Origin of the sequence: Enterobacter cloacae complex sp. 677-3DZ2D5B, assembly GCF_004136695.1 — a bacterium.
Lineage (GTDB): Bacteria > Pseudomonadota > Gammaproteobacteria > Enterobacterales > Enterobacteriaceae > Enterobacter > Enterobacter hormaechei_C.
Map to the genome: position 1 here is coordinate 50,108 of NZ_QFLS01000013.1, position 20,452 is coordinate 70,559.

19 protein-coding genes and 1 other annotated feature are annotated in these 20,452 nt (G+C 56.1%); of the genes, 15 read left to right on the top strand and 4 right to left on the bottom strand.

Annotation, left to right across the window (positions count from 1 at the left end):
• Positions 1–9 precede the first annotated feature (9 nt).
• Positions 10–150, bottom strand: coding sequence for a 50S ribosomal protein L34 (gene rpmH, locus DD597_RS19480; protein ID WP_000831330.1), 141 nt, complete (start codon positions 148–150; stop codon positions 10–12).
• Between the two features lie 637 nt (positions 151–787).
• Between rpmH and dnaA the strand changes: the two genes are divergently transcribed.
• The 4 genes from dnaA to gyrB are packed head-to-tail and all read left to right on the top strand — an operon-like array spanning position 788 to position 6,800.
• Positions 788–2,182, top strand: coding sequence for a chromosomal replication initiator protein DnaA (gene dnaA, locus DD597_RS19485; protein ID WP_129256517.1), 1,395 nt, complete (start codon positions 788–790; stop codon positions 2,180–2,182).
• Between the two features lie 4 nt (positions 2,183–2,186).
• Positions 2,187–3,287, top strand: a complete 1,101-nt coding sequence (gene dnaN, locus DD597_RS19490) for a DNA polymerase III subunit beta (RefSeq protein ID WP_129256518.1) — start codon at positions 2,187–2,189, stop codon at positions 3,285–3,287.
• Positions 3,287–4,360, top strand: coding sequence for a DNA replication/repair protein RecF (gene recF / locus DD597_RS19495; RefSeq protein WP_003861121.1), 1,074 nt, complete (start codon positions 3,287–3,289; stop codon positions 4,358–4,360). The genes dnaN and recF overlap by 1 nt, the downstream gene beginning before the upstream one ends.
• Before the next feature lie 28 nt (positions 4,361–4,388).
• Positions 4,389–6,800 carry a DNA topoisomerase (ATP-hydrolyzing) subunit B gene (gene gyrB / locus DD597_RS19500; protein ID WP_045336045.1) on the top strand — a complete coding sequence of 804 codons (2,412 nt, stop codon included), beginning with the start codon at positions 4,389–4,391 and terminating at the stop codon, positions 6,798–6,800.
• Positions 6,801–6,833: 33 nt separating this feature from the next.
• Here the strand turns inward: gyrB and DD597_RS19505 are convergent, their stop codons facing one another.
• The gene (locus DD597_RS19505) at positions 6,834–7,769 is read right to left on the bottom strand and encodes a LysR family transcriptional regulator (RefSeq protein WP_129256519.1); all 936 of its coding nucleotides are present in this window, start codon (positions 7,767–7,769) and stop codon (positions 6,834–6,836) included.
• 113 nt (positions 7,770–7,882) lie between these two features.
• Here DD597_RS19505 and DD597_RS19510 point away from each other — a divergent pair, with 113 nt between their 5' ends.
• The 8 genes from DD597_RS19510 to DD597_RS19545 all read left to right on the top strand — a co-directional run bounded on the left by DD597_RS19510 (position 7,883) and on the right by DD597_RS19545 (position 16,170).
• Positions 7,883–8,908, top strand: a complete 1,026-nt coding sequence (locus DD597_RS19510) for an NAD(P)-dependent alcohol dehydrogenase (protein WP_129256520.1) — start codon at positions 7,883–7,885, stop codon at positions 8,906–8,908.
• Positions 8,909–9,021: 113 nt separating this feature from the next.
• Complete coding sequence (gene yidA, locus DD597_RS19515) at positions 9,022–9,834, top strand: sugar-phosphatase (protein ID WP_023295661.1); 813 nt, start codon at positions 9,022–9,024, stop codon at positions 9,832–9,834.
• Positions 9,835–10,060: 226 nt separating this feature from the next.
• Positions 10,061–10,750, top strand: coding sequence for a D-galactonate utilization transcriptional regulator DgoR (dgoR, locus tag DD597_RS19520; protein WP_003861109.1), 690 nt, complete (start codon positions 10,061–10,063; stop codon positions 10,748–10,750).
• A complete protein-coding gene (locus tag DD597_RS19525; RefSeq protein WP_022650086.1) occupies positions 10,747–11,625 on the top strand; it encodes a 2-dehydro-3-deoxygalactonokinase in 879 nt (292 codons plus the stop codon). Before dgoR ends, DD597_RS19525 begins: the two co-directional genes overlap by 4 nt.
• Positions 11,609–12,226: a 2-dehydro-3-deoxy-6-phosphogalactonate aldolase gene (locus DD597_RS19530; RefSeq protein WP_003861105.1), complete on the top strand. Its 618-nt coding sequence runs from the start codon at positions 11,609–11,611 to the stop codon at positions 12,224–12,226. Before DD597_RS19525 ends, DD597_RS19530 begins: the two co-directional genes overlap by 17 nt.
• Positions 12,223–13,371, top strand: a complete 1,149-nt coding sequence (gene dgoD / locus DD597_RS19535; protein ID WP_032608143.1) for a galactonate dehydratase — start codon at positions 12,223–12,225, stop codon at positions 13,369–13,371. The genes DD597_RS19530 and dgoD overlap by 4 nt, the downstream gene beginning before the upstream one ends.
• A gap of 180 nt (positions 13,372–13,551) precedes the next feature.
• The gene (locus tag DD597_RS19540) at positions 13,552–14,889 is read left to right on the top strand and encodes an MFS transporter (protein ID WP_015570129.1); all 1,338 of its coding nucleotides are present in this window, start codon (positions 13,552–13,554) and stop codon (positions 14,887–14,889) included.
• A gap of 51 nt (positions 14,890–14,940) precedes the next feature.
• Complete coding sequence (locus DD597_RS19545) at positions 14,941–16,170, top strand: DUF3748 domain-containing protein (RefSeq protein WP_181014328.1); 1,230 nt, start codon at positions 14,941–14,943, stop codon at positions 16,168–16,170.
• On the opposite strand, the gene DD597_RS19550 is transcribed toward DD597_RS19545, so the two are convergent.
• Complete coding sequence (locus DD597_RS19550) at positions 16,167–16,499, bottom strand: YceK/YidQ family lipoprotein (RefSeq protein ID WP_003861096.1); 333 nt, start codon at positions 16,497–16,499, stop codon at positions 16,167–16,169. The two genes, DD597_RS19545 and DD597_RS19550, sit on opposite strands and share 4 nt — an antisense overlap.
• Positions 16,500–16,746: 247 nt before the next feature.
• Positions 16,747–16,821 (top strand) — a sequence feature (ROSE (Repression Of Heat Shock gene Expression) occurs in the 5'-region of heat shock genes and acts as an RNA thermometer to modulate expression.).
• Here DD597_RS19550 and ibpA point away from each other — a divergent pair.
• The 3 genes from ibpA (at position 16,815) to DD597_RS19565 (ending at position 19,641) form a co-directional block, all read left to right on the top strand.
• Positions 16,815–17,225, top strand: a complete 411-nt coding sequence (gene ibpA, locus DD597_RS19555) for a small heat shock chaperone IbpA (RefSeq protein WP_003861094.1) — start codon at positions 16,815–16,817, stop codon at positions 17,223–17,225. Its footprint overlaps the feature before it by 7 nt.
• A 136-nt stretch (positions 17,226–17,361) precedes the next feature.
• Positions 17,362–17,790: a small heat shock chaperone IbpB gene (gene ibpB, locus DD597_RS19560; protein ID WP_003861091.1), complete on the top strand. Its 429-nt coding sequence runs from the start codon at positions 17,362–17,364 to the stop codon at positions 17,788–17,790.
• Between the two features lie 189 nt (positions 17,791–17,979).
• Entirely contained in the window at positions 17,980–19,641 is a 1,662-nt protein-coding gene (locus DD597_RS19565) for a putative transporter (protein WP_032608144.1), read from the top strand.
• Here the strand turns inward: DD597_RS19565 and DD597_RS19570 are convergent.
• Positions 19,621–20,355, bottom strand: a complete 735-nt coding sequence (locus tag DD597_RS19570) for a GntR family transcriptional regulator (protein ID WP_003861087.1) — start codon at positions 20,353–20,355, stop codon at positions 19,621–19,623. The two genes, DD597_RS19565 and DD597_RS19570, sit on opposite strands and share 21 nt — an antisense overlap.
• Between the last annotated feature and the right edge of the window lie 97 nt (positions 20,356–20,452).

Below are 20,452 nucleotides of genomic sequence, written 5' to 3' on the forward strand. Positions count from 1 at the left end.
TTAGCTTTATTACTTGGAAACGGTCAGACGAGCGCGGCCTTTAGCACGACGACGTGCCAGAACCTGACGACCATTTTTAGTAGCCATACGAGCACGGAAGCCGTGAGAACGGTTGCGCTTCAGTACAGACGGTTGAAAAGTGCGTTTCATGGCGATTTCTACCTAAACTTGAATAAATTCACTGACTTTTGCGTATACCCGAACGAGATTCGAACGACTAACGCCTCAGCGTGGGTGATTAAAGAGGCCGGATTGTAATAATTGTACACTCCGGAGTCAATTCTCTTTCCTTATTTCCCGCGTATTTCCGCACGATTTCGCGTGGAAAATGAGCAGCGGACGACGCAGGAAGATGAGCATCACGCGCCGGGTCGAGGATTATACGGGCTCGCCAACAAAGCGCAAGGATCGTCCCGGATCTTCGTTAGATCATTTAAGCCAAAAATTGTCTGTGCTCATTAAATTTTCCAATATGCGGCCTAAATCGCGAGGCACTCGCGTCAGGATCGTTTACACTTACCCGATTCCGGATCTTCCTGTGGATAAATCGGGAAGAATCTGTGAGAAACAGAAGATCTCTGGCTCAGTTTAGGCTATGATCCGCGGTCCCGATCGGGATCCAGCGATCCTGGTCGGGCATAAACACAACATCGTTCAGGCTGTATCAACGATAGCGTGTATAACCGCAGATAGCGGTTCGCACATCACCCTGATGGGGTCATGTCGATGTGCGCCAACAATCATGAATATTCAATAGTTTTCTTTTATTGTTCGAGTGGAGTCCGCCGTGTCACTTTCGCTTTGGCAGCAGTGTCTTGCCCGATTGCAGGATGAGTTACCAGCCACAGAATTCAGTATGTGGATCCGCCCGTTGCAGGCGGAACTGAGCGATAACACGCTGGCTTTGTATGCGCCAAACCGTTTCGTGCTCGATTGGGTAAGGGATAAATACCTTAATAACATCAATGGACTGCTGAATGATTTCTGCGGGTCAGATGCCCCACAGCTGCGTTTTGAAGTGGGCACAAAGCCGGTCACCCAAACCGTTCGTGAAGTTGTCAATGTGGCAGCCCCTGCACAGGCGGCGCCCGCTCCAGCGCCTCGCGTTGCACCGGCTCGTCAGGTCTGGGATAACGTTCCAGCCCCCGCTGAGCCTACCTACCGCTCTAACGTTAACGTGAAACACACGTTCGATAACTTCGTTGAAGGTAAGTCGAACCAGCTGGCGCGCGCGGCGGCTCGCCAGGTTGCCGATAACCCCGGTGGCGCTTACAACCCGCTGTTCCTGTATGGCGGCACGGGTCTCGGTAAAACGCACCTGTTGCATGCGGTGGGCAACGGCATTATGGCGCGTAAGCCCAATGCCAAAGTAGTGTATATGCACTCCGAACGCTTCGTTCAGGACATGGTAAAAGCCCTGCAAAACAATGCGATCGAAGAGTTTAAACGCTACTACCGTTCCGTTGATGCGCTGCTGATCGATGACATTCAGTTCTTTGCCAATAAAGAACGATCGCAGGAAGAGTTTTTCCATACCTTTAACGCCCTGCTGGAAGGTAATCAGCAGATCATTCTGACCTCGGATCGTTATCCAAAAGAGATCAACGGCGTTGAAGATCGTCTCAAATCCCGCTTCGGCTGGGGCCTGACCGTGGCGATCGAGCCGCCGGAACTGGAAACCCGCGTCGCGATCCTGATGAAAAAAGCCGACGAGAACGACATTCGCCTGCCGGGTGAAGTGGCGTTCTTTATTGCCAAGCGCTTGCGTTCCAACGTGCGTGAGCTGGAAGGGGCGCTGAACCGCGTTATCGCTAACGCCAACTTCACCGGTCGTGCGATCACCATCGATTTTGTGCGTGAAGCACTGCGCGATTTATTGGCTTTGCAGGAAAAACTGGTCACTATCGACAATATTCAGAAGACGGTGGCTGAGTACTACAAGATCAAAGTGGCAGATTTACTGTCTAAACGTCGTTCCCGCTCGGTGGCGCGTCCGCGTCAGATGGCGATGGCGCTGGCAAAAGAGCTCACCAACCACAGCCTGCCGGAAATCGGTGATGCGTTTGGTGGCCGTGACCATACGACCGTGCTGCACGCCTGTCGCAAGATCGAGCAGCTACGCGAAGAAAGCCACGACATAAAAGAAGATTTTTCCAATTTAATCAGAACATTATCATCGTGACGCTATGAAATTTACCGTTGAACGTGAACATTTATTAAAACCGCTGCAACAGGTGAGTGGCCCATTAGGCGGCCGCCCTACGCTGCCTATTCTTGGAAACCTGCTGCTTCAGGTCGCGGACGGTACGCTGTCGCTGACCGGCACAGATCTGGAAATGGAAATGATCGCGCGCGTTACGCTGACTCAGCCGCACGACGCGGGCGCGACCACGGTTCCGGCACGTAAATTCTTTGATATTTGCCGTGGGCTGCCGGAAGGCGCTGAAATCGCCGTGCAGCTGGAGGGCGACCGCATGCTGGTGCGCTCTGGCCGCAGCCGTTTCTCCCTCTCCACGCTGCCCGCTGCGGACTTCCCGAACCTGGATGACTGGCAGAGCGAAGTTGAATTTACCCTGCCGCAGGCGACGATGAAGCGTCTGATTGAAGCCACGCAGTTCTCCATGGCGCATCAGGACGTTCGTTACTATTTAAACGGCATGCTGTTCGAAACCGAAGGTGAAGAGCTGCGTACCGTGGCGACCGACGGTCACCGTCTGGCGGTCTGTTCCATGCCGATTGGCGATTCACTGCCAAACCATTCGGTGATCGTACCGCGTAAAGGCGTAATTGAACTGATGCGCATGCTCGACGGCGGCGATACCCCACTGCGCGTGCAGATTGGCAGCAACAATATTCGTGCCCACGTGGGCGATTTTGTCTTCACATCGAAGCTGGTAGACGGTCGTTTCCCGGATTATCGCCGCGTATTGCCGAAGAATCCGGACAAAACGCTGGAGACGGGTTGCGACATCCTCAAGCAGGCGTTTGCGCGTGCCGCTATTCTCTCGAACGAGAAATTCCGCGGCGTACGTCTGTACGTGAGTGAAAACCAGATCAAAATCACCGCCAACAACCCGGAGCAGGAAGAGGCAGAAGAGATTCTGGACGTCACCTACGCCGGGGCTGAGATGGAAATCGGCTTCAACGTCAGCTACGTGCTGGATGTGCTGAATGCACTGAAATGCGAGAACGTTCGCATCCTGCTGACTGACTCCGTTTCGAGCGTACAGATTGAAGATGCCGCATCACAGTCGGCTGCTTATGTTGTTATGCCAATGAGACTGTAATGTCGCTCACCCGTCTGTTGATCCGCGACTTTCGCAATATCGAAAGCGCGGATCTCGCTTTATCCCCTGGCTTTAACTTCCTGGTTGGCGCGAACGGCAGCGGCAAAACCAGCGTGCTGGAAGCCATCTATACGCTCGGCCACGGCCGGGCGTTTCGCAGTTTGCAGATTGGTCGCGTGATTCGCCACGAGCAGGATTCTTTTGTTCTGCACGGGCGTTTGCAGGGAGAGGAGCGGGAGACAGCCATCGGCCTGACCAAAGACAAGCAGGGCGACAGCAAGGTGCGTATCGACGGCACCGATGGCCACAAGGTGGCGGAGCTGGCGCTGCTGATGCCGATGCAGCTGATTACGCCCGAGGGGTTTACTTTACTCAACGGCGGCCCCAAATACAGAAGAGCGTTCCTCGACTGGGGATGCTTTCACAATGAAGCCGGTTTCTTTAACGCCTGGAGCAACCTGAAGCGTCTGCTTAAACAGCGTAACGCCGCATTGCGCCAGGTCACGCGCTACGCCCAGCTGCGTCCGTGGGACATGGAACTCATCCCTCTAGCGGAACAAATCAGCCGCTGGCGTGCCGAATACAGCGCAGGTATCGCCGAAGACATGGCCGACACCTGCAAACAGTTTTTACCCGAGTTCTCTCTCACCTTCTCTTTCCAGCGCGGCTGGGAGAAAGAGACGGACTATGCCGAGGTGTTAGAGAGAAGCTTCGAGCGCGATCGCATGTTGACCTACACCGCGCACGGCCCGCACAAGGCGGATTTCCGCATTCGTGCCGACGGTGCGCCGGTGGAAGACACGCTGTCGCGCGGGCAGCTGAAGCTCCTGATGTGTGCGCTGCGCCTGGCGCAGGGGGAGTTCCTCACCCGCGAAAGTGGGCGACGCTGCCTGTACCTGATAGATGATTTTGCCTCGGAACTTGACGACGCGCGGCGCGGGCTGCTTGCCAGCCGCCTGAAAGCCACGCAGTCGCAGGTTTTCGTCAGCGCCATTAGCGCTGAACACGTTATGGACATGTCGGACGAAAATTCGAAGATGTTTACCGTGGAAAAGGGTAAAATAACGGATTAACCCAAGTTGAAATGAGCGAGAAACGTTGATGTCGAATTCTTATGACTCCTCCAGTATCAAAGTCCTGAAAGGGCTGGATGCGGTGCGTAAGCGCCCGGGTATGTATATCGGCGACACGGATGACGGCACCGGTCTGCACCACATGGTATTCGAGGTGGTAGATAACGCTATCGACGAAGCGCTCGCGGGTCACTGTAAAGACATCGTGGTCACGATCCATGCGGACAACTCCGTGTCCGTTACCGATGACGGCCGTGGCATCCCAACCGGTATTCACCCGGAAGAGGGCGTATCTGCTGCGGAAGTGATCATGACCGTTCTGCACGCAGGCGGTAAGTTCGATGATAACTCCTATAAAGTTTCCGGCGGTCTGCACGGCGTAGGCGTATCCGTAGTAAACGCCCTGTCGCAGAAGCTGGAGCTGGTTATCCAGCGCGAAGGCAAAATTCACCGTCAGATCTACCAGCACGGCGTGCCTGAAGCGCCGCTGGCCGTCACGGGCGATACCGAGAAAACCGGTACCATGGTGCGTTTCTGGCCGAGCCTTGAAACCTTCACCAACGTCACCGAATTCGAGTACGACATTCTGGCGAAACGCCTGCGTGAACTGTCGTTCCTGAACTCCGGCGTGTCGATTCGTCTGCGCGACAAACGCGACAACAAAGAAGACCACTTCCATTACGAAGGTGGTATCAAGGCGTTCGTTGAGTATCTGAACAAGAACAAAACGCCAATTCACCCGAATATCTTCTACTTCTCTACTGAAAAAGACGGTATCGGCGTGGAAGTGGCCTTGCAGTGGAACGACGGTTTCCAGGAAAACATTTACTGCTTCACCAACAACATTCCACAGCGCGACGGCGGTACGCACCTTGCGGGCTTCCGCGCGGCGATGACCCGTACCCTGAACGCCTACATGGACAAAGAAGGCTACAGTAAAAAAGCGAAAGTCAGCGCCACCGGTGACGATGCCCGTGAAGGCCTGATTGCCGTGGTCTCCGTGAAGGTGCCGGATCCGAAGTTCTCCTCACAGACCAAAGACAAGCTGGTCTCTTCTGAGGTGAAATCGGCGGTTGAACAGCAGATGAACGAACTGCTGAGCGAATACCTGCTGGAAAACCCGTCCGACGCGAAAATCGTGGTGGGTAAAATTATCGATGCGGCGCGTGCCCGTGAAGCGGCGCGTAAAGCGCGTGAAATGACCCGTCGTAAAGGCGCGCTGGACCTGGCAGGCCTGCCGGGCAAACTGGCTGACTGTCAGGAACGCGACCCGGCGCTGTCTGAACTGTACCTTGTGGAAGGGGACTCCGCGGGCGGTTCTGCAAAGCAGGGCCGTAACCGCAAGAACCAGGCGATTCTGCCGCTGAAGGGTAAAATCCTCAACGTTGAGAAAGCGCGCTTCGACAAGATGCTCTCTTCTCAGGAAGTGGCGACGCTCATCACCGCGCTCGGCTGCGGCATTGGTCGCGACGAGTACAACCCGGACAAACTGCGTTATCACAGCATCATCATCATGACCGATGCGGACGTCGACGGCTCGCACATCCGTACGCTGCTGTTGACCTTCTTCTATCGTCAGATGCCGGAAATCGTTGAGCGCGGCCACGTCTACATTGCGCAGCCACCGCTGTACAAGGTGAAAAAAGGCAAGCAGGAACAGTACATTAAAGATGACGACGCGATGGATCAGTACCAAATCGCGATCGCCCTTGATGGTGCGACCCTGCACGCAAACTCCAGCGCGCCAGCGCTGGCCGGTGAGCCGCTGGAGCGTCTGGTTTCCGAGTTCAACGCCACGCAGAAAATGATTGGCCGTATGGAGCGTCGCTATCCGAAAGCGCTGCTGAAAGAGCTGATTTATCAGCCGACCCTGACCGAAGCCGATTTGAGCAACGAGCAGAACGTCACCCGCTGGGTGAACACCCTGGTGAGCGAGCTGAACGAGAAAGAGCAGCACGGCAGCCAGTGGAAGTTCGACGTTCAGCAGAACGCTGAGCAGCAGTTCGAGCCGATCGTGCGCGTGCGTACCCACGGCGTCGATACCGACTACCCGCTGGAGCACGAGTTTGTTACCGGTCCGGAATACCGCCGTATCTGCACCCTCGGCGAGAAGCTGCGCGGTCTGATCGAAGACGACGCGTTTATCGAACGTGGCGAACGTCGTCAGCCGGTAGCCAGCTTCGAACAGGCGCTGGAGTGGCTGGTGAAAGAGTCCCGTCGCGGCCTCTCTATTCAGCGTTATAAAGGCCTGGGCGAAATGAACCCGGATCAGCTGTGGGAAACTACCATGGATCCGGAAAGCCGTCGCATGCTGCGCGTCACCGTTAAAGACGCAATCGCAGCGGATCAGCTGTTCACGACCCTGATGGGCGATGCGGTTGAACCACGTCGCGCCTTCATCGAAGAGAACGCCCTGAAGGCGGCGAATATCGATATTTAATCGTCGCTTTACGACAACATAACTGGCCGCGCTTTAGCGCGGCTTTTTTATGGACGCAGGAAACTCCAGCGACATCACTGCCGGTAAACGTTTGACCAGCATATCTATGGCAATTCTTACCCTTAGCGGCAGGTGTGGCGTCTGCTGCCAGACGGCATGAACGTCGAAGCGTACATCCGGGGCCTGCTTAAAGAGCGGGACAAGATTTCCCTGATGAATTTCTTTGATGACCATCCAGCAGGGTAACCATGCAATACCGTGGCCGGCCAGCGCCGCGTCGCAGATCGCCTGCAAATCATCCATATTGAGGGATGAGCGGGGAATAAACGTGCGCGACGTGCCATCGTAATCCATCAGCTGCCAGGGTAAGACTCTGCCCGCACGCGTGTAGTTAATGGCCGTATACTGGCGTAAATCATCAACGCTTTGCGGCTGGCCATTCTTAATCAGATAATCCGGCGCGGCACACAGAACCATTCGGTGCACCCCCAGCCTTCTGGCGACCAGCACGGCGCTGTCAGCCAGGTTGCCATTGCGCACCGCCATATCAAACCCTTCTTCCACAAGATCCACGATGCGGTCGCTAAAGGACATTTCAAGCTCAAGCCCGGGATGCTCCTGCGCCAGCTCTATTAGCAGCGGGGCGATACACTGGCGACCAAACAGCACCGGCATGGCAACACGCAGCCGACCGCTGACCTGATGTTTTCCGGTTTCAAGCTGCGATTCAGCGCCACGGATCTCTTCCAGCGCGCGCAGGCAGCGTTCATAAAAAAGCGCGCCGTTATCGGTCAGCCTCTGGCTGCGGGTGGTCCGATGAAACAGACGAACCCCCAGCCTCTCTTCAAGACGAGCAATGCTTTTTCCTACCGCCGAGCGCGACAAATGCAGACGGACGGCGGCCTGGGCAAAACTTCCTGCCTCAACGGAGGCAACGAAAACGGGAATATCTTTCAGCGTATCGGTCATGGATGAATTGTATCAATTTGGTCATCAATGAAGGGAAAACTTATCGCCACTGGTGACGCTGAGTCAACGGTAGACTGTCAGAACTGAAAATCATCTGATGACAGGAGAAAAAAATGACAGCAACAATGCAACGCTGGTCAATGGATGCCCTTGGTCGTGAAAGCCTCAGGCTCATTCAGGAGCCTGTTCCACAGCCAGGCCCGGGAGAGGTCCGCGTACGGGTAAATGCCGTTGCGCTCAACTACCGGGATAAAATGGTGATTGAAGGCACGATGCCGATTCCGCTTTCCTTCCCGTTTACCCCAGCATCTGACATGGCAGGCGTGGTGGACAGCATCGGTGAAGGCGTTACGCGTTTCAAACCCGGCGCACGCGTCATCTCAACCTTCTTCCCGGAATGGATCGACGGCAAGCCGCAGGCAGACGCGCGCGATTTGCCTTATAAAACGTCCGGTGGATACTTCCAGGGCATGCTGGCCGAATATGTGATTGTGAGTGAAAACGCGCTGGTGGCGTCCCCGGAAAGCCTGGATGACGCTGAGGCCAGCACGCTTCCTTGCGCGGGGCTTACCGCATGGTTCGCGCTGGTGGAGCGCGGTCATTTACGCGCCGGGCAATCGGTGCTGGTACAAGGGACGGGCGGTGTGGCGCTATTCGCTTTGCAGATAGCAAAAGCGCACGGCGCAGAGGTGTTTGTCTCCTCGGGAAGTGATGAAAAACTGGCGCGGGCCAAAAAGCTGGGGGCCAGCCAGGGCATCAACCGACTGAAAGGCGACTGGGCTGAAAATACGCTGGCACTGACGCAGGATCGCGGCATCGACCATATTATCGAAACCGTGGGTGGGGAGAACCTGAGACATTCCCTGCGCGCCGTTGCCGTTCATGGGCGGATATCGGTCATTGGCGTGCTGGCCGGGACAGAGATTACTCTCCCTGCAAGCGAGCTGTTGCTGAAATCCCCCGTCATTCAGGGGATTGGGGTTGGACACCGCCGGGCGCTGGAAGATTTTGTCCGTGCTGTTGATGTCACGGAGTTAAAACCGGTGATTGAGCATCGCTACCGCTTTGACGAGCTGGAACAGGCGCTTGAGCATCTGGATCGCGGTGCGTTTGGCAAAATCGTTCTCACCCGCGAGTGAGTTCCCGTTCCCGGAATAAACGTAAAAGGGGCTTTTTGTTGCGCAAGGTAGCTCTATTTTTGTGTGCTTAATCGCGTTAGCATGAGGTAGCACTCATTTATCCCGGGGACCCCATGGCCATCAAACTCATTGCAATCGATATGGACGGCACGCTGCTGCTGCCAGACCACACTATCTCTCCTGCCGTTAAAAATGCGATCGCCGCCGCACGCGAAAAAGGCGTGAACGTGGTGCTCACCACCGGACGCCCGTATGCCGGGGTGCACAGTTACCTGAAAGAGCTGCACATGAACCAGCCTGGCGATTACTGCATCACCTATAACGGCGCGCTGGTGCAAAAGGCAGCCGATGGCAGCACGGTGGCGCAAACGGCACTGAGCTATGATGACTACCGGTTCCTGGAAAAACTCTCCCGCGACGTGGGCTCTCACTTCCACGCGCTCGATCGCAATACGCTTTACACCGCCAACCGCGATATCAGCTACTACACGGTGCACGAGTCCTACGTTGCAACCATTCCACTGGTGTTCTGTGAAGCGGAGAAAATGGATCCGGCGACACAGTTCCTGAAAGTGATGATGATTGATGAACCTGCGGTTCTCGACAAAGCCATTTCACGCATTCCGGCTGAGGTAAAAGAGAAATACACCGTACTGAAAAGTGCGCCGTACTTCCTCGAAATTCTCGATAAACGCGTCAATAAAGGCACGGGCGTCAAATCGCTTGCCGATGCGCTGGGCATCAAGCCTGAGGAGATCATGGCGCTGGGCGACCAGGAAAACGATATTGCGATGATCGAATATGCTGGCATGGGCGTGGCGATGGATAACGCGATCCCGTCGGTAAAAGAAGTGGCGAACTTCGTGACCAAATCTAACCTGGAAGACGGCGTTGCCTGGGCGATCGAGAAATTTGTCCTCTCCTAGCAGCTGTCTGTAATCATCAGCCTCGGTTATCTACCGGGGCTTTTTTTGGCCCTGAATTTATCGGATTGTTCTTTTTGTGATCTGGATTGTAGTACAACATTAACTGATTGTACTACATTGTCACCACGGCAAAGACGAAAGGCCTCACGTTTGTACTGCAAAAGTGAGGCGAAATTCAGCGGTCGCGGTAAAGTAGTGATGGACTTACAGAGCACAAGGACTCTCCATGACACTCAATAAAACCGATCGCATTGTCATCACGCTGGGCACTCAGATTGTGGGTGGCAAATACGTTCCCGGTTCGCCGCTGCCAGCAGAGGCGGAACTGTGCGAGGAGTTTGAAACCTCGCGCAACATCATCCGGGAAGTGTTCCGCTCGCTGATGGCGAAGCGGCTGATTGAAATGAAGCGCTATCGCGGCGCGTTTGTGGCGCCGCGTAACCAGTGGAACTACCTCGATACCGATGTTCTGCAATGGGTACTGGAAAACGACTACGACCCACGGCTTATCGGCGCGATGAGCGAAGTCCGAAATCTGGTGGAACCGGCCATTGCCCGCTGGGCGGCTGAGCGCGCAACGTCAGGTGACCTGGCACAGATTGAGTCGGCTTTAAACGACATGATCGCCAATAACCAGAATCGGGAGGCGTTCAACGAGGCGGACATTCGCTACCACGAGGCGGTATTGCAGTCGGTGCATAACCCGGTGTTACAGCAGCTTAGCGTGGCGATCAGCTCGCTACAGCGAGCAGTATTTGAACGTACCTGGATGGGTGATGAGGCCAACATGCCGAAAACGCTTCAGGAACATAAAGCGCTGTTCGATGCGATACGGCATCAGGACGGCGATGCGGCAGAGCAGGCGGCGCTGACCATGATCGCCAGCTCGACACGAAGGTTGAAGGAAATCACATGACATCACGCTACATCGCAATTGACTGGGGATCGACCAATCTGCGCGCCTGGCTCTACCAGGGTGAGCAGTGCCTGGAACGCAGGCAATCAGAAGCAGGTGTGACGCGCCTGAACGGTAAATCCCCAGCAGCGGTGTTAGCAGAGGTGACACAAAACTGGCGCGACGGTACTACGCCAGTGGTGATGGCCGGAATGGTCGGCAGTAACGTAGGCTGGAAGGTTGCGCCTTATCTGTCGGTTCCGGTGCATTTCACTGCCGTTGGCGAGCAGTTAACGTCCGTTGGCGACAATGTCTGGATTATCCCCGGTTTATGCGTCTCTCGCGACGATAACCATAACGTGATGCGCGGTGAAGAGACGCAACTGCTCGGGGCGCGCACGCTTTCTCCTTCTTCTGTCTACGTCATGCCCGGGACGCACTGCAAATGGGTCCAGGCGGATGCTGAGCAAATTCATGACTTTCGCACCGTGATGACCGGCGAATTGCACCACTTGCTGCTTAAGCATTCGCTGGTGGGGGCCGGTTTGCCGGAGCAGACCCCTTCGCCGGAAGCGTTTGCCGCCGGGCTTGAGCGCGGGATCGCATCCCCTGCCGTTTTGCCGCAACTTTTTGAGGTTCGCGCCTCGCACGTGCTGGGAAATCTTCCGCGCGAACAGGTCAGCGAATTTCTGTCCGGCCTGCTGATTGGCGCAGAGGTCGCCACCCTGAGCGACGCGTTCGCCGGGCAGCAGGCCATCACGCTCGTCGCGGGTTCATCGCTGACGTCTCGTTACCGCCAGGCGTTCCACGCTATCGGACGGGATGTTGCTGCGGTGGAAGGCGACACGGCATTTCAGGCAGGCATAAGGAGCATCGCTCATGCAGTGGCAAACTGAACTTCCCCTGATCGCGATTTTGCGCGGTATCACGCCCGGTGAGGCCTTAGCGCACGTTGGCGCGGTGATCGACGCCGGGTTCGACGCGGTGGAAATCCCGCTCAACTCCCCGGAGTGGGAAAAAAGCATTCCGGCAATTGTGAAGGCGTTTGGTGATAAGGCGCTGATTGGCGCTGGCACCGTATTACAGCCGGAGCAGGTGGATGAACTGGCGAAGATGGGCTGCAAGCTTATCGTCACACCGAATATCAACCCCGAGGTGATCCGCCGGGCGGTGGAGTACGGCATGACCGTTTGCCCGGGTTGCGCCACGGCTACAGAAGCCTTTGCCGCCCTCGATGCAGGCGCACAGTCTCTCAAAATTTTCCCGTCGTCGGCCTTTGGTCCGGATTACATCAAAGCGCTGAAAGCGGTCTTACCCGCCAGCGTGCCGGTCTTTGCCGTGGGCGGCGTCACGCCGGAAAACCTGGTGCAGTGGATAAAAGCGGGCTGTGTGGGCGCCGGGCTGGGCAGCGATCTCTATCGTGCCGGACAGCCCGTTGAGCGTACCGCACAGCAGGCGGCAGCATTTGTGAAAGCGTATCGAGAGGCAGTGCAATGAAAATAACCAAACTCACCACGTACCGTTTACCCCCGCGTTGGATGTTCCTGAAAATCGAAACCGACGAAGGCGTGGTTGGCTGGGGCGAGCCGGTGATTGAAGGCCGTGCGCGCACCGTTGAAGCCGCGGTTCACGAGCTGGGCGAATACCTGATTGGCCAGGATCCGGCGCGCATCAACGACCTGTGGCAGGTCATGTACCGGGCGGGATTTTACCGTGGCGGTCCGATCCTGATGAGCGCCATCGCCGGTATTGATCAGGCGCTGTGGGATATCAAAGGCAAAGTGCTGAATGCCCCGGTCTGGCAATTAATGGGCGGCCTGGTGCGCGACAAAATCAAAGCCTACAGCTGGGTGGGCGGTGACCGCCCTGCGGAAGTGATCGACGGTATCCGGCAACTGCGCAACATCGGTTTTGACACCTTCAAACTCAACGGCTGCGAAGAGATGGGCGTTATCGACAACTCGCGCGCGGTAGACCGGGCGGTGAACACCGTGGCGCAAATCCGCGAGGCTTTCGGCAACGAGATTGAGTTTGGCCTGGATTTCCACGGCCGCGTCAGCGCGCCAATGGCCAAAGTGCTGATTAAAGAGCTGGAGCCGTATCGCCCGCTGTTTATCGAAGAGCCGGTGCTGGCCGAGCAGGCGGAATACTATCCGAAACTGGCTGAACAGACGCACATTCCCATCGCGGCGGGTGAACGCATGTTCTCGCGCTTCGAGTTTAAACGCGTGCTGGAAGCGGGCGGCATTGCGATCCTGCAACCGGACCTCTCCCACGCGGGTGGCATCACCGAATGCTACAAAATTGCCGGAATGGCAGAAGCCTACGATGTGGCGCTGGCCCCGCACTGTCCGCTTGGGCCAATTGCGCTGGCGGCCTGCCTGCACGTCGACTTCGTCTCGCGCAATGCGGTGTTCCAGGAACAAAGCATGGGCATTCACTATAACAAGGGCGCGGAGCTGCTCGACTTTGTGAAAAACAAGGAAGACTTCAGCATGGAAGGCGGTTTCTTTAAACCGTTAACGAAGCCGGGCCTTGGCGTGGAGATCGACGAAGCCAAAGTCATTGAGCTGAGTAAATGTGCGCCGGACTGGCGTAACCCACTGTGGCGTCATGAAGACGGTTCCGTAGCCGAGTGGTAAATGCGCGTCATACTTCGCGCTGGTGATGCGTTGGCTGCGTTTTCTTACCCCGGTCACATACTTTTGTATGCTCCCGGGGATGCGAAAACTTGCCGCCTTCCCCCAGCACGAATTATTTAGCGCATTCCGTTTACGTTTTTAATTAAAAAAACCAAATACACCCTCTGTAAATTACAGGGCATGGTGAGCGGCTTCGCTATGCCCAAAATCTGGAGACAGATTGCGATGGATATTCCAGTTACTGCTGCAAAAACCGGGCGTCGTCGTTACCTGACGCTGATCATGATCTTTATTACCGTGGTCATCTGTTATGTCGACCGCGCCAACCTTGCCGTGGCATCGGCTCATATTCAGGAAGAGTTTGGCATCACCAAAGCGGAAATGGGCTACGTCTTCTCGGCGTTTGCCTGGCTGTATACGCTCTGCCAGATCCCGGGTGGCTGGTTCCTTGACCGCGTGGGGTCGCGTCTGACCTACTTTATCGCTATTTTTGGCTGGTCCGTGGCGACCCTGTTCCAGGGCTTCGCCACCGGGCTGATGTCACTGATTGGCCTGCGCGCCATCACCGGGGTGTTTGAAGCGCCCGCGTTTCCGACCAACAACCGCATGGTGACCAGCTGGTTCCCGGAACACGAACGCGCTTCCGCTGTTGGTTTTTACACCTCCGGGCAGTTTGTTGGCCTGGCATTTCTGACGCCGCTGTTAATCTGGATCCAGGAGCTACTGAGCTGGCACTGGGTGTTCATCGTCACCGGCGGGATCGGCATTATCTGGTCGTTAATCTGGTTTAAGGTCTATCAGCCGCCGCGCCTGACCAAAAGCATCACCAAAGCCGAACTGGACTACATCCGCGACGGCGGTGGCCTGGTGGACGGCGATGCGCCCGTGAAAAAAGAGGCGCGCCAGCCGCTGACCAGAGCGGACTGGAAGCTGGTCTTCCACCGTAAGCTGGTGGGCGTATATCTGGGCCAGTTCGCGGTGACTTCCACGCTGTGGTTCTTCCTCACCTGGTTCCCGAACTATCTGACCCAGGAAAAAGGGATTACCGCGCTGAAGGCGGGCTTTATGACCACCGTACCCTTCCTTGCGGCGTTTTTCGGCGTCCTGCTCTCGGGCTGGCTGGCGGACAAACTGGTGAAAAAAGGCTTCTCACTGGGCGTTGCGCGTAAAACGCCTATTATCTGCGGCCTACTGATCTCTACCTGCATCATGGGAGCGAACTACACCAACGATCCGGTGTGGATCATGACCTTGATGGCGGTAGCGTTCTTCGGGAACGGTTTTGCCTCCATCACCTGGTCGCTGGTGTCGTCGCTGGCGCCGATGCGTCTGATTGGCCTGACCGGCGGCGTGTTTAACTTCGTTGGCGGCCTGGGCGGGATCACCGTGCCGCTGGTCATCGGTTACCTGGCGCAGGACTACGGCTTTGGTCCGGCGCTGGTGTATATCTCTGCCGTGGCGCTGATCGGGGCGCTCTCCTACATCCTGCTGGTCGGCGACGTGAAACGAGTAGGCTAATCCCTTCGGATGTTTTACCCTGATGCGATAACCGCGCATCAGGGTATTTTCATGAAACAAATCACCTTCGCTTCCCGCAACCACCAGCTCACCAACATCAACACCTGGACGCCAGACAGCCAGTGGCTTGTCTATGATGTCCGCCCGTCCGGCGCGTCGTTTACCGGTGAAACCATTGAGCGGGTCAATGTTAGTACGGGCGAGGTTGAGGCGATCTACCGTGCGACTGACGGCGCGCATGTTGGCGTGGTAACCGTTCATCCGGCGCAGGACAAATATGTTTTTATCCACGGCCCGAAAAACCCGGATGCAGACTGGCAGTATGATTTTCACCATCGTCAGGGGGTGATTGCGCACAATGGTCAGGTGAGCAATCTTGATGCGATGGATATCACTGCGCCTTACACGGCAGGTGCGCTGCGTGGCGGCACCCACGTTCACGTTTTTAGCCCGAACGGGCAGTTCGTCAGCTTTACCTATAACGACCATGTGCTGCACGCGCGCGATCCGCAGCTGGATTTGCGTAACGTCGGGGTGGCGGCGCCTTGTGGTCCGGTAAACCCACAGGGGAACCATCCGCGGGAATATGCCGGAACCTTCTGGAGCGTACTGGTAAGCCGGACAACGCCGAACCCGAAACCGGGCAGCGATGAGATCAACCGCGCCTATGAAGAGGGCTGGGTGGGCAACGACAGGCTGGCGTTTATCGGCGATACGGTGTCTGCGAAAGGCGAGAAAGTGCCCGAACTGTTTATTGTCGATCTTCCCAAAGACGAGCAGGGCTGGAAACGAGCGGGCGATGCGCCGTTGCAGGGAACGCCGGATACAATGCCCGCGCCGCCTGCGGGCGTCATACAACGCCGCCTTACCTTCACCCATCAGAAGGCGTATCCGGGGCTGGTGAACGTGCCGCGCCACTGGGTGCGCAGCAATCCACAGGGGACGCAGGTTGCGTTTTTAATGCGGGACGATAACGGCGTTGTGCAGCTGTGGCTTATCTCCCCTGAGGGCGGCGAGCCGCGCCAGCTGACCCACAGTGAAAGTGATATCCAGTCGGCTTTTAACTGGCATCCTTCTGGCCGCACACTTGGGTTTGTGCTCGAAAGCCGCATTGCCTGCTGCGATGCGCAGACCGGTGAGGTGACGTTTTTGACCTCCGATCATGGCAATCCGCCGTCTGCTGACGCTGTGGTGTTTTCCCCGGACGGACGATTTATTGCATGGATGGAAGAGAAGGACGGTTTCCGCCAGCTGTGGCTAACGGAAACCGCACAGAATTAGCGTGGAGGCATCGCTGCGGGCGGGATGACGGAGTTGGTTGCCAGCGTCTCCTGCTCGCTTTTCTCAACGCGCGAACGCACTGAGCTGTCGGTGCGGAACATATCCCACGGCAGCAAAAGCGTATCGGCAACTGCCGTAAACGGCATATCAAGAATCGCCAGAGATTTGGTACCCCAGTTTGTCTCATCATCAGAGATCATTGCGGCACTGGCGCGCGTCCCCGGATATGTTCCTTCTTTACCGCCGGTGTGCGACATCACGCTCGAACACCCGCAAAGTAAAACAACCCCGCTGAACGTCGCCAGCTTAATCAGAACATTTCTCATCATCACTCAGTCATCATTAGTAGCACGGCATTGACCTGCAACTCAGGGTTATAGCGAGGCGCGTCCAAAATGGATAGCTCCAAACTCCCGCACTGTGGTCGCCATCGCAATTTAACCCTTTGTGCTGTGCCCCTGAGTCTATGCGACAACCAGCAAAGTGCAAAAAAATCTCACATCAACAGGCTTGAAAAGGCCGTATCCATACCAATTTTAAGAATGTAACCCGATAACGGACACGCCTGATGGGTGTTCGGGGAAGCAGAAGCCTGTCCATGGTGGAAGGCTACATTTTCTCGCTGATTTCAGGAGCATTTATCTATGCGTAATTTCGATCTCTCTCCGCTATACCGTTCTGCCATTGGTTTTGATCGTCTGTTCAACCACTTAGAAAACAACCAGAGCCAGAGCAACGGCTATCCTCCTTACAACGTTGAACTGGTTGACGAAAACCACTATCGCATTGCGATTGCTGTTGCCGGTTTCGCGGAGAGCGAACTGGAGATCACCGCGCAGGACAATCTGCTGGTGGTGAAAGGCTCCCATGCGGGCGAGCAGAAAGAACGAACCTACCTCTACCAGGGTATCGCAGAGCGTAACTTTGAACGCAAGTTCCAGCTGGCTGAGAACATCCACGTCAAGGGCGCGAACCTGGTGAACGGCCTGCTGTTTATCGAACTGGAACGTGTGATTCCGGAAGAGAAAAAACCGCGTCGTATCGAAATCAATTAATTAAGCGGGTCGCGGCTGCGGCCCACCTGAAATTGCTTGCCGTAAAGGGAGCATATGCGAATCCGCAAGGGTTTGCAGGTACAACTGTGCACAAAATTAAACTGTGCCGAACTCGCTTCTCAGAAGGAGATTTAGTATGCGTAACTATGATTTTTCCCCCCTGCTGCGTCAGTGGATCGGTTTTGACAAACTGGCTAACGCGCTGCAAAGCGCAACCGAACAGCAGACCTTTCCGCCGTACAACATCGAAAAAAGCGATGATAACCACTACCGCATCACGCTTGCGCTGGCCGGGTTCCGCCAGGAAGATCTCGACATCCAGCTTGAGGGTGCGCGCCTGACCGTGAAAGGGTCACCGGAAAAACCAGACACCGAGACCAAATGGCTGCATCAGGGGCTTGTCACTCAGCCGTTTAGCCTGAGCTTTACCCTGGCAGACCATATGGAAGTTTCTGGCGCGACGTTCACTAACGGGCTGCTGAACATTGACCTCACCCGTAACGTGCCGGAAGCCATTGCGCCTCAGCGCATCGCCATTAGCGAACGCCCGGCGTTGAATAGCTAATCGTGTGCGGGCTGGTGCCCTCACCCCGACCCTCTCCCTGTGGGAGAGGGTGCAAACATTAAAAACGGTCACCTTCGGGTGACCGTTTTGCGTTTACCTTCGGCTTTTTTGTGCGCCATCGCCCATACAACCGCCGCCAGCTCTGAGAGAATCCTTATCATAACTAAGGTTATACACAGGATGTGGAACATGAGTGATATCGCGTTAACCGTCAGCGTGTTGGCCCTTGTCGCGGTAGTGGGGCTATGGCTGGGGAATATCAAAATCCGCGGCGTCGGGTTTGGGATTGGCGGGGTGCTGTTCGGCGGGATTTTTGTCGGCCATTTTGCCGACCAGCTTGGGTGGGTGCTCAGCGCCGATATGCTGCATTTCATCCAGGAGTTCGGCCTGATCCTCTTTGTGTATACCATCGGTATTCAGGTGGGGCCGGGCTTCTTCGCTTCCCTGCGCGTCTCCGGTTTACGCCTTAATCTCTTTGCCTTCGGCATTGTTGTGATGGGTGGGCTGGTCACCGCAATCCTGCATAAACTCTTCGCTATTCCGCTGCCCGTCGTGCTGGGCATCTTCTCCGGTGCCGTCACGAATACGCCCGCGCTCGGGGCGGGCCAGCAAATTCTGCGCGATCTGGGTATCCCTGCTGATGTCGTCGATCAGATGGGGATGAGCTACGCCATGGCCTATCCGTTTGGCATTTGCGGTATTTTGCTCTCGATGTGGCTGGTGCGCGTGCTGTTCCGCGTTAACGTTGAACAGGAGGCGAAGGAGCATGAAAGCACGCTGACCAACGGCCATGCGCTCATTAAAACCATCAACATTCGCGTCGAAAACCCTAATCTGAACAATATGGCGATTCAGGATGTTCCCATTCTGAACAGCGCGACCATTATCTGTTCCCGCCTGAAACGTGATGACACGCTGATGGTGCCTTCACCGGATACCCTTATTCAGCACGGCGATCTCCTGCATCTGGTAGGGCAACCGGCGGATTTAAACAATGCCCGGCTGGTGATCGGTCAGGAGGTGGATACCTCACTCTCAACCCGTGGAACGGACATGCGCGTGGAGCGCGTGGTAGTGACCAATGAGAAGGTTCTGGGCAAGAAAATACGCGATTTGCAGGTTAAAGAGCGTTATGACGTGGTGATCTCCCGGCTTAACCGCGCCGGTGTCGAGCTGGTGGCCAGCCAGGATGCCAGCCTGCAATTCGGTGATATTCTCAACCTCGTCGGGCGTCCTTCATCTATTGATGCCGTAGCGGACATGGTGGGCAACGCCCAGCAAAAACTCCAGCAGGTGCAGATGCTGCCGGTCTTTATCGGCGTCGGGCTTGGCGTCATGCTTGGCTCCATCCCCCTGTACGTGCCCGGCTTCCCGGTAGCACTGAAGCTGGGTCTGGCAGGCGGGCCGCTCATTATGGCGCTGATCCTCGGGCGTATCGGCTCCATCGGTAAGCTCTACTGGTTTATGCCGCCGAGCGCTAACCTGGCGCTGCGGGAGTTGGGCATCGTGCTGTTTCTGGCGGTGGTGGGGCTGAAATCCGGCGGTGATTTTGTCGATACTCTGGTGAACGGCGAAGGGATGAGCTGGGTAGGATACGGCATATTTATTACCGCTATCCCACTGATAACTGTCGGATTATTGGCGCGTATGTTCGCTAAAATGAACTATCTCACGCTGTGCGGCATGCTGGCCGGTTCCATGACCGATCCGCCCGCGCTGGCGTTCGCCAATAACCTGCACGCCACCAGCGGCGCGGCGGCGTTATCCTACGCCACGGTTTATCCGCTGGTGATGTTTCTGCGCATCATCACCCCGCAGCTACTGGCGGTGCTATTCTGGGGGATGGGCTAATAAGTCTTCCGGGTGGATGCGCCGCAGATGGTAGTCCACCTGGTAATCGCTGGTGTTCCGGAACATCACGGAATAATTGAGGAACTCGCCGCTGTCGCTGTAGGAAAGGGAGGTGATGCGCAGCAGCGGCGTCTGTTCCGGCACATTCATATAACCGGCCAGCTGTTTATCAGCCAGCACCGGCGTCAGGCTCTCGTAGTTGCCGCTGATGGTGATCCCACACTCCTTCTCGATGTAATCAAACTTAGACCCTTCGAGATGCGCCAGGGAAAGATTGCGGAACAGCTTCACCGGCATAAAGCTGTCCTCCAGCATCAGCGGTTTTCCGTCCACGTAACGCACCCGCCTTGAAAAATAGATCCGCTCATCAACCTGAATCCGCAGCTGGCTGGCGATGGCGGGCGGCGCGGGCATCACTTCAAACTGCAACACCTTGCTTTGCACTTCTTTCCCCTGCTGGCGCAATACCTCCACCAGCCCAGTCAGGTTAGTCGTTTCATGATGAACGTCTTTGCGCGCCACGAACGTCCCGCTGCCGTGTCGACGTTCAACCAGCCCCCAGCTTACCAGCAGATCCAGCGCTTTGCGGACGGTCATCCGGGCTACGCCAAACTCCTTTGCCAGCGCTTTTTCTCCGGGTAACGGACTGCCAATGTTGTAGTCCGAAGAATTCAGCCGCAGCCGTAGCCGATCGGCAATTGATTTGTAGATCACCAGTAGACCTCTCTGCGCACATCATGGCGTGGAATACGTCTTAACTTGTCCATGTTTGGTTTAAAAAGTAGACCTGATTGGTCAAATTAAAACCATG

Coding starts and splice junctions, on each gene's coding strand:
- rpmH (WP_000831330.1), bottom strand. CDS start 150: ATGAAACGCACTTTTCAACCGTCTGTACTGAAGCGCAACCGTTCTCAC.
- dnaN (WP_129256518.1), top strand. CDS start 2,187: ATGAAATTTACCGTTGAACGTGAACATTTATTAAAACCGCTGCAACAG.
- recF (WP_003861121.1), top strand. CDS start 3,287: ATGTCGCTCACCCGTCTGTTGATCCGCGACTTTCGCAATATCGAAAGC.
- gyrB (WP_045336045.1), top strand. CDS start 4,389: ATGTCGAATTCTTATGACTCCTCCAGTATCAAAGTCCTGAAAGGGCTG.
- DD597_RS19505 (WP_129256519.1), bottom strand. CDS start 7,769: ATGACCGATACGCTGAAAGATATTCCCGTTTTCGTTGCCTCCGTTGAG.
- DD597_RS19510 (WP_129256520.1), top strand. CDS start 7,883: ATGACAGCAACAATGCAACGCTGGTCAATGGATGCCCTTGGTCGTGAA.
- yidA (WP_023295661.1), top strand. CDS start 9,022: ATGGCCATCAAACTCATTGCAATCGATATGGACGGCACGCTGCTGCTG.
- dgoR (WP_003861109.1), top strand. CDS start 10,061: ATGACACTCAATAAAACCGATCGCATTGTCATCACGCTGGGCACTCAG.
- DD597_RS19525 (WP_022650086.1), top strand. CDS start 10,747: ATGACATCACGCTACATCGCAATTGACTGGGGATCGACCAATCTGCGC.
- DD597_RS19530 (WP_003861105.1), top strand. CDS start 11,609: ATGCAGTGGCAAACTGAACTTCCCCTGATCGCGATTTTGCGCGGTATC.
- dgoD (WP_032608143.1), top strand. CDS start 12,223: ATGAAAATAACCAAACTCACCACGTACCGTTTACCCCCGCGTTGGATG.
- DD597_RS19540 (WP_015570129.1), top strand. CDS start 13,552: ATGGTGAGCGGCTTCGCTATGCCCAAAATCTGGAGACAGATTGCGATG.
- DD597_RS19545 (WP_181014328.1), top strand. CDS start 14,941: ATGAAACAAATCACCTTCGCTTCCCGCAACCACCAGCTCACCAACATC.
- DD597_RS19550 (WP_003861096.1), bottom strand. CDS start 16,499: ATGATGAGAAATGTTCTGATTAAGCTGGCGACGTTCAGCGGGGTTGTT.
- ibpA (WP_003861094.1), top strand. CDS start 16,815: ATGCGTAATTTCGATCTCTCTCCGCTATACCGTTCTGCCATTGGTTTT.
- ibpB (WP_003861091.1), top strand. CDS start 17,362: ATGCGTAACTATGATTTTTCCCCCCTGCTGCGTCAGTGGATCGGTTTT.
- DD597_RS19565 (WP_032608144.1), top strand. CDS start 17,980: ATGAGTGATATCGCGTTAACCGTCAGCGTGTTGGCCCTTGTCGCGGTA.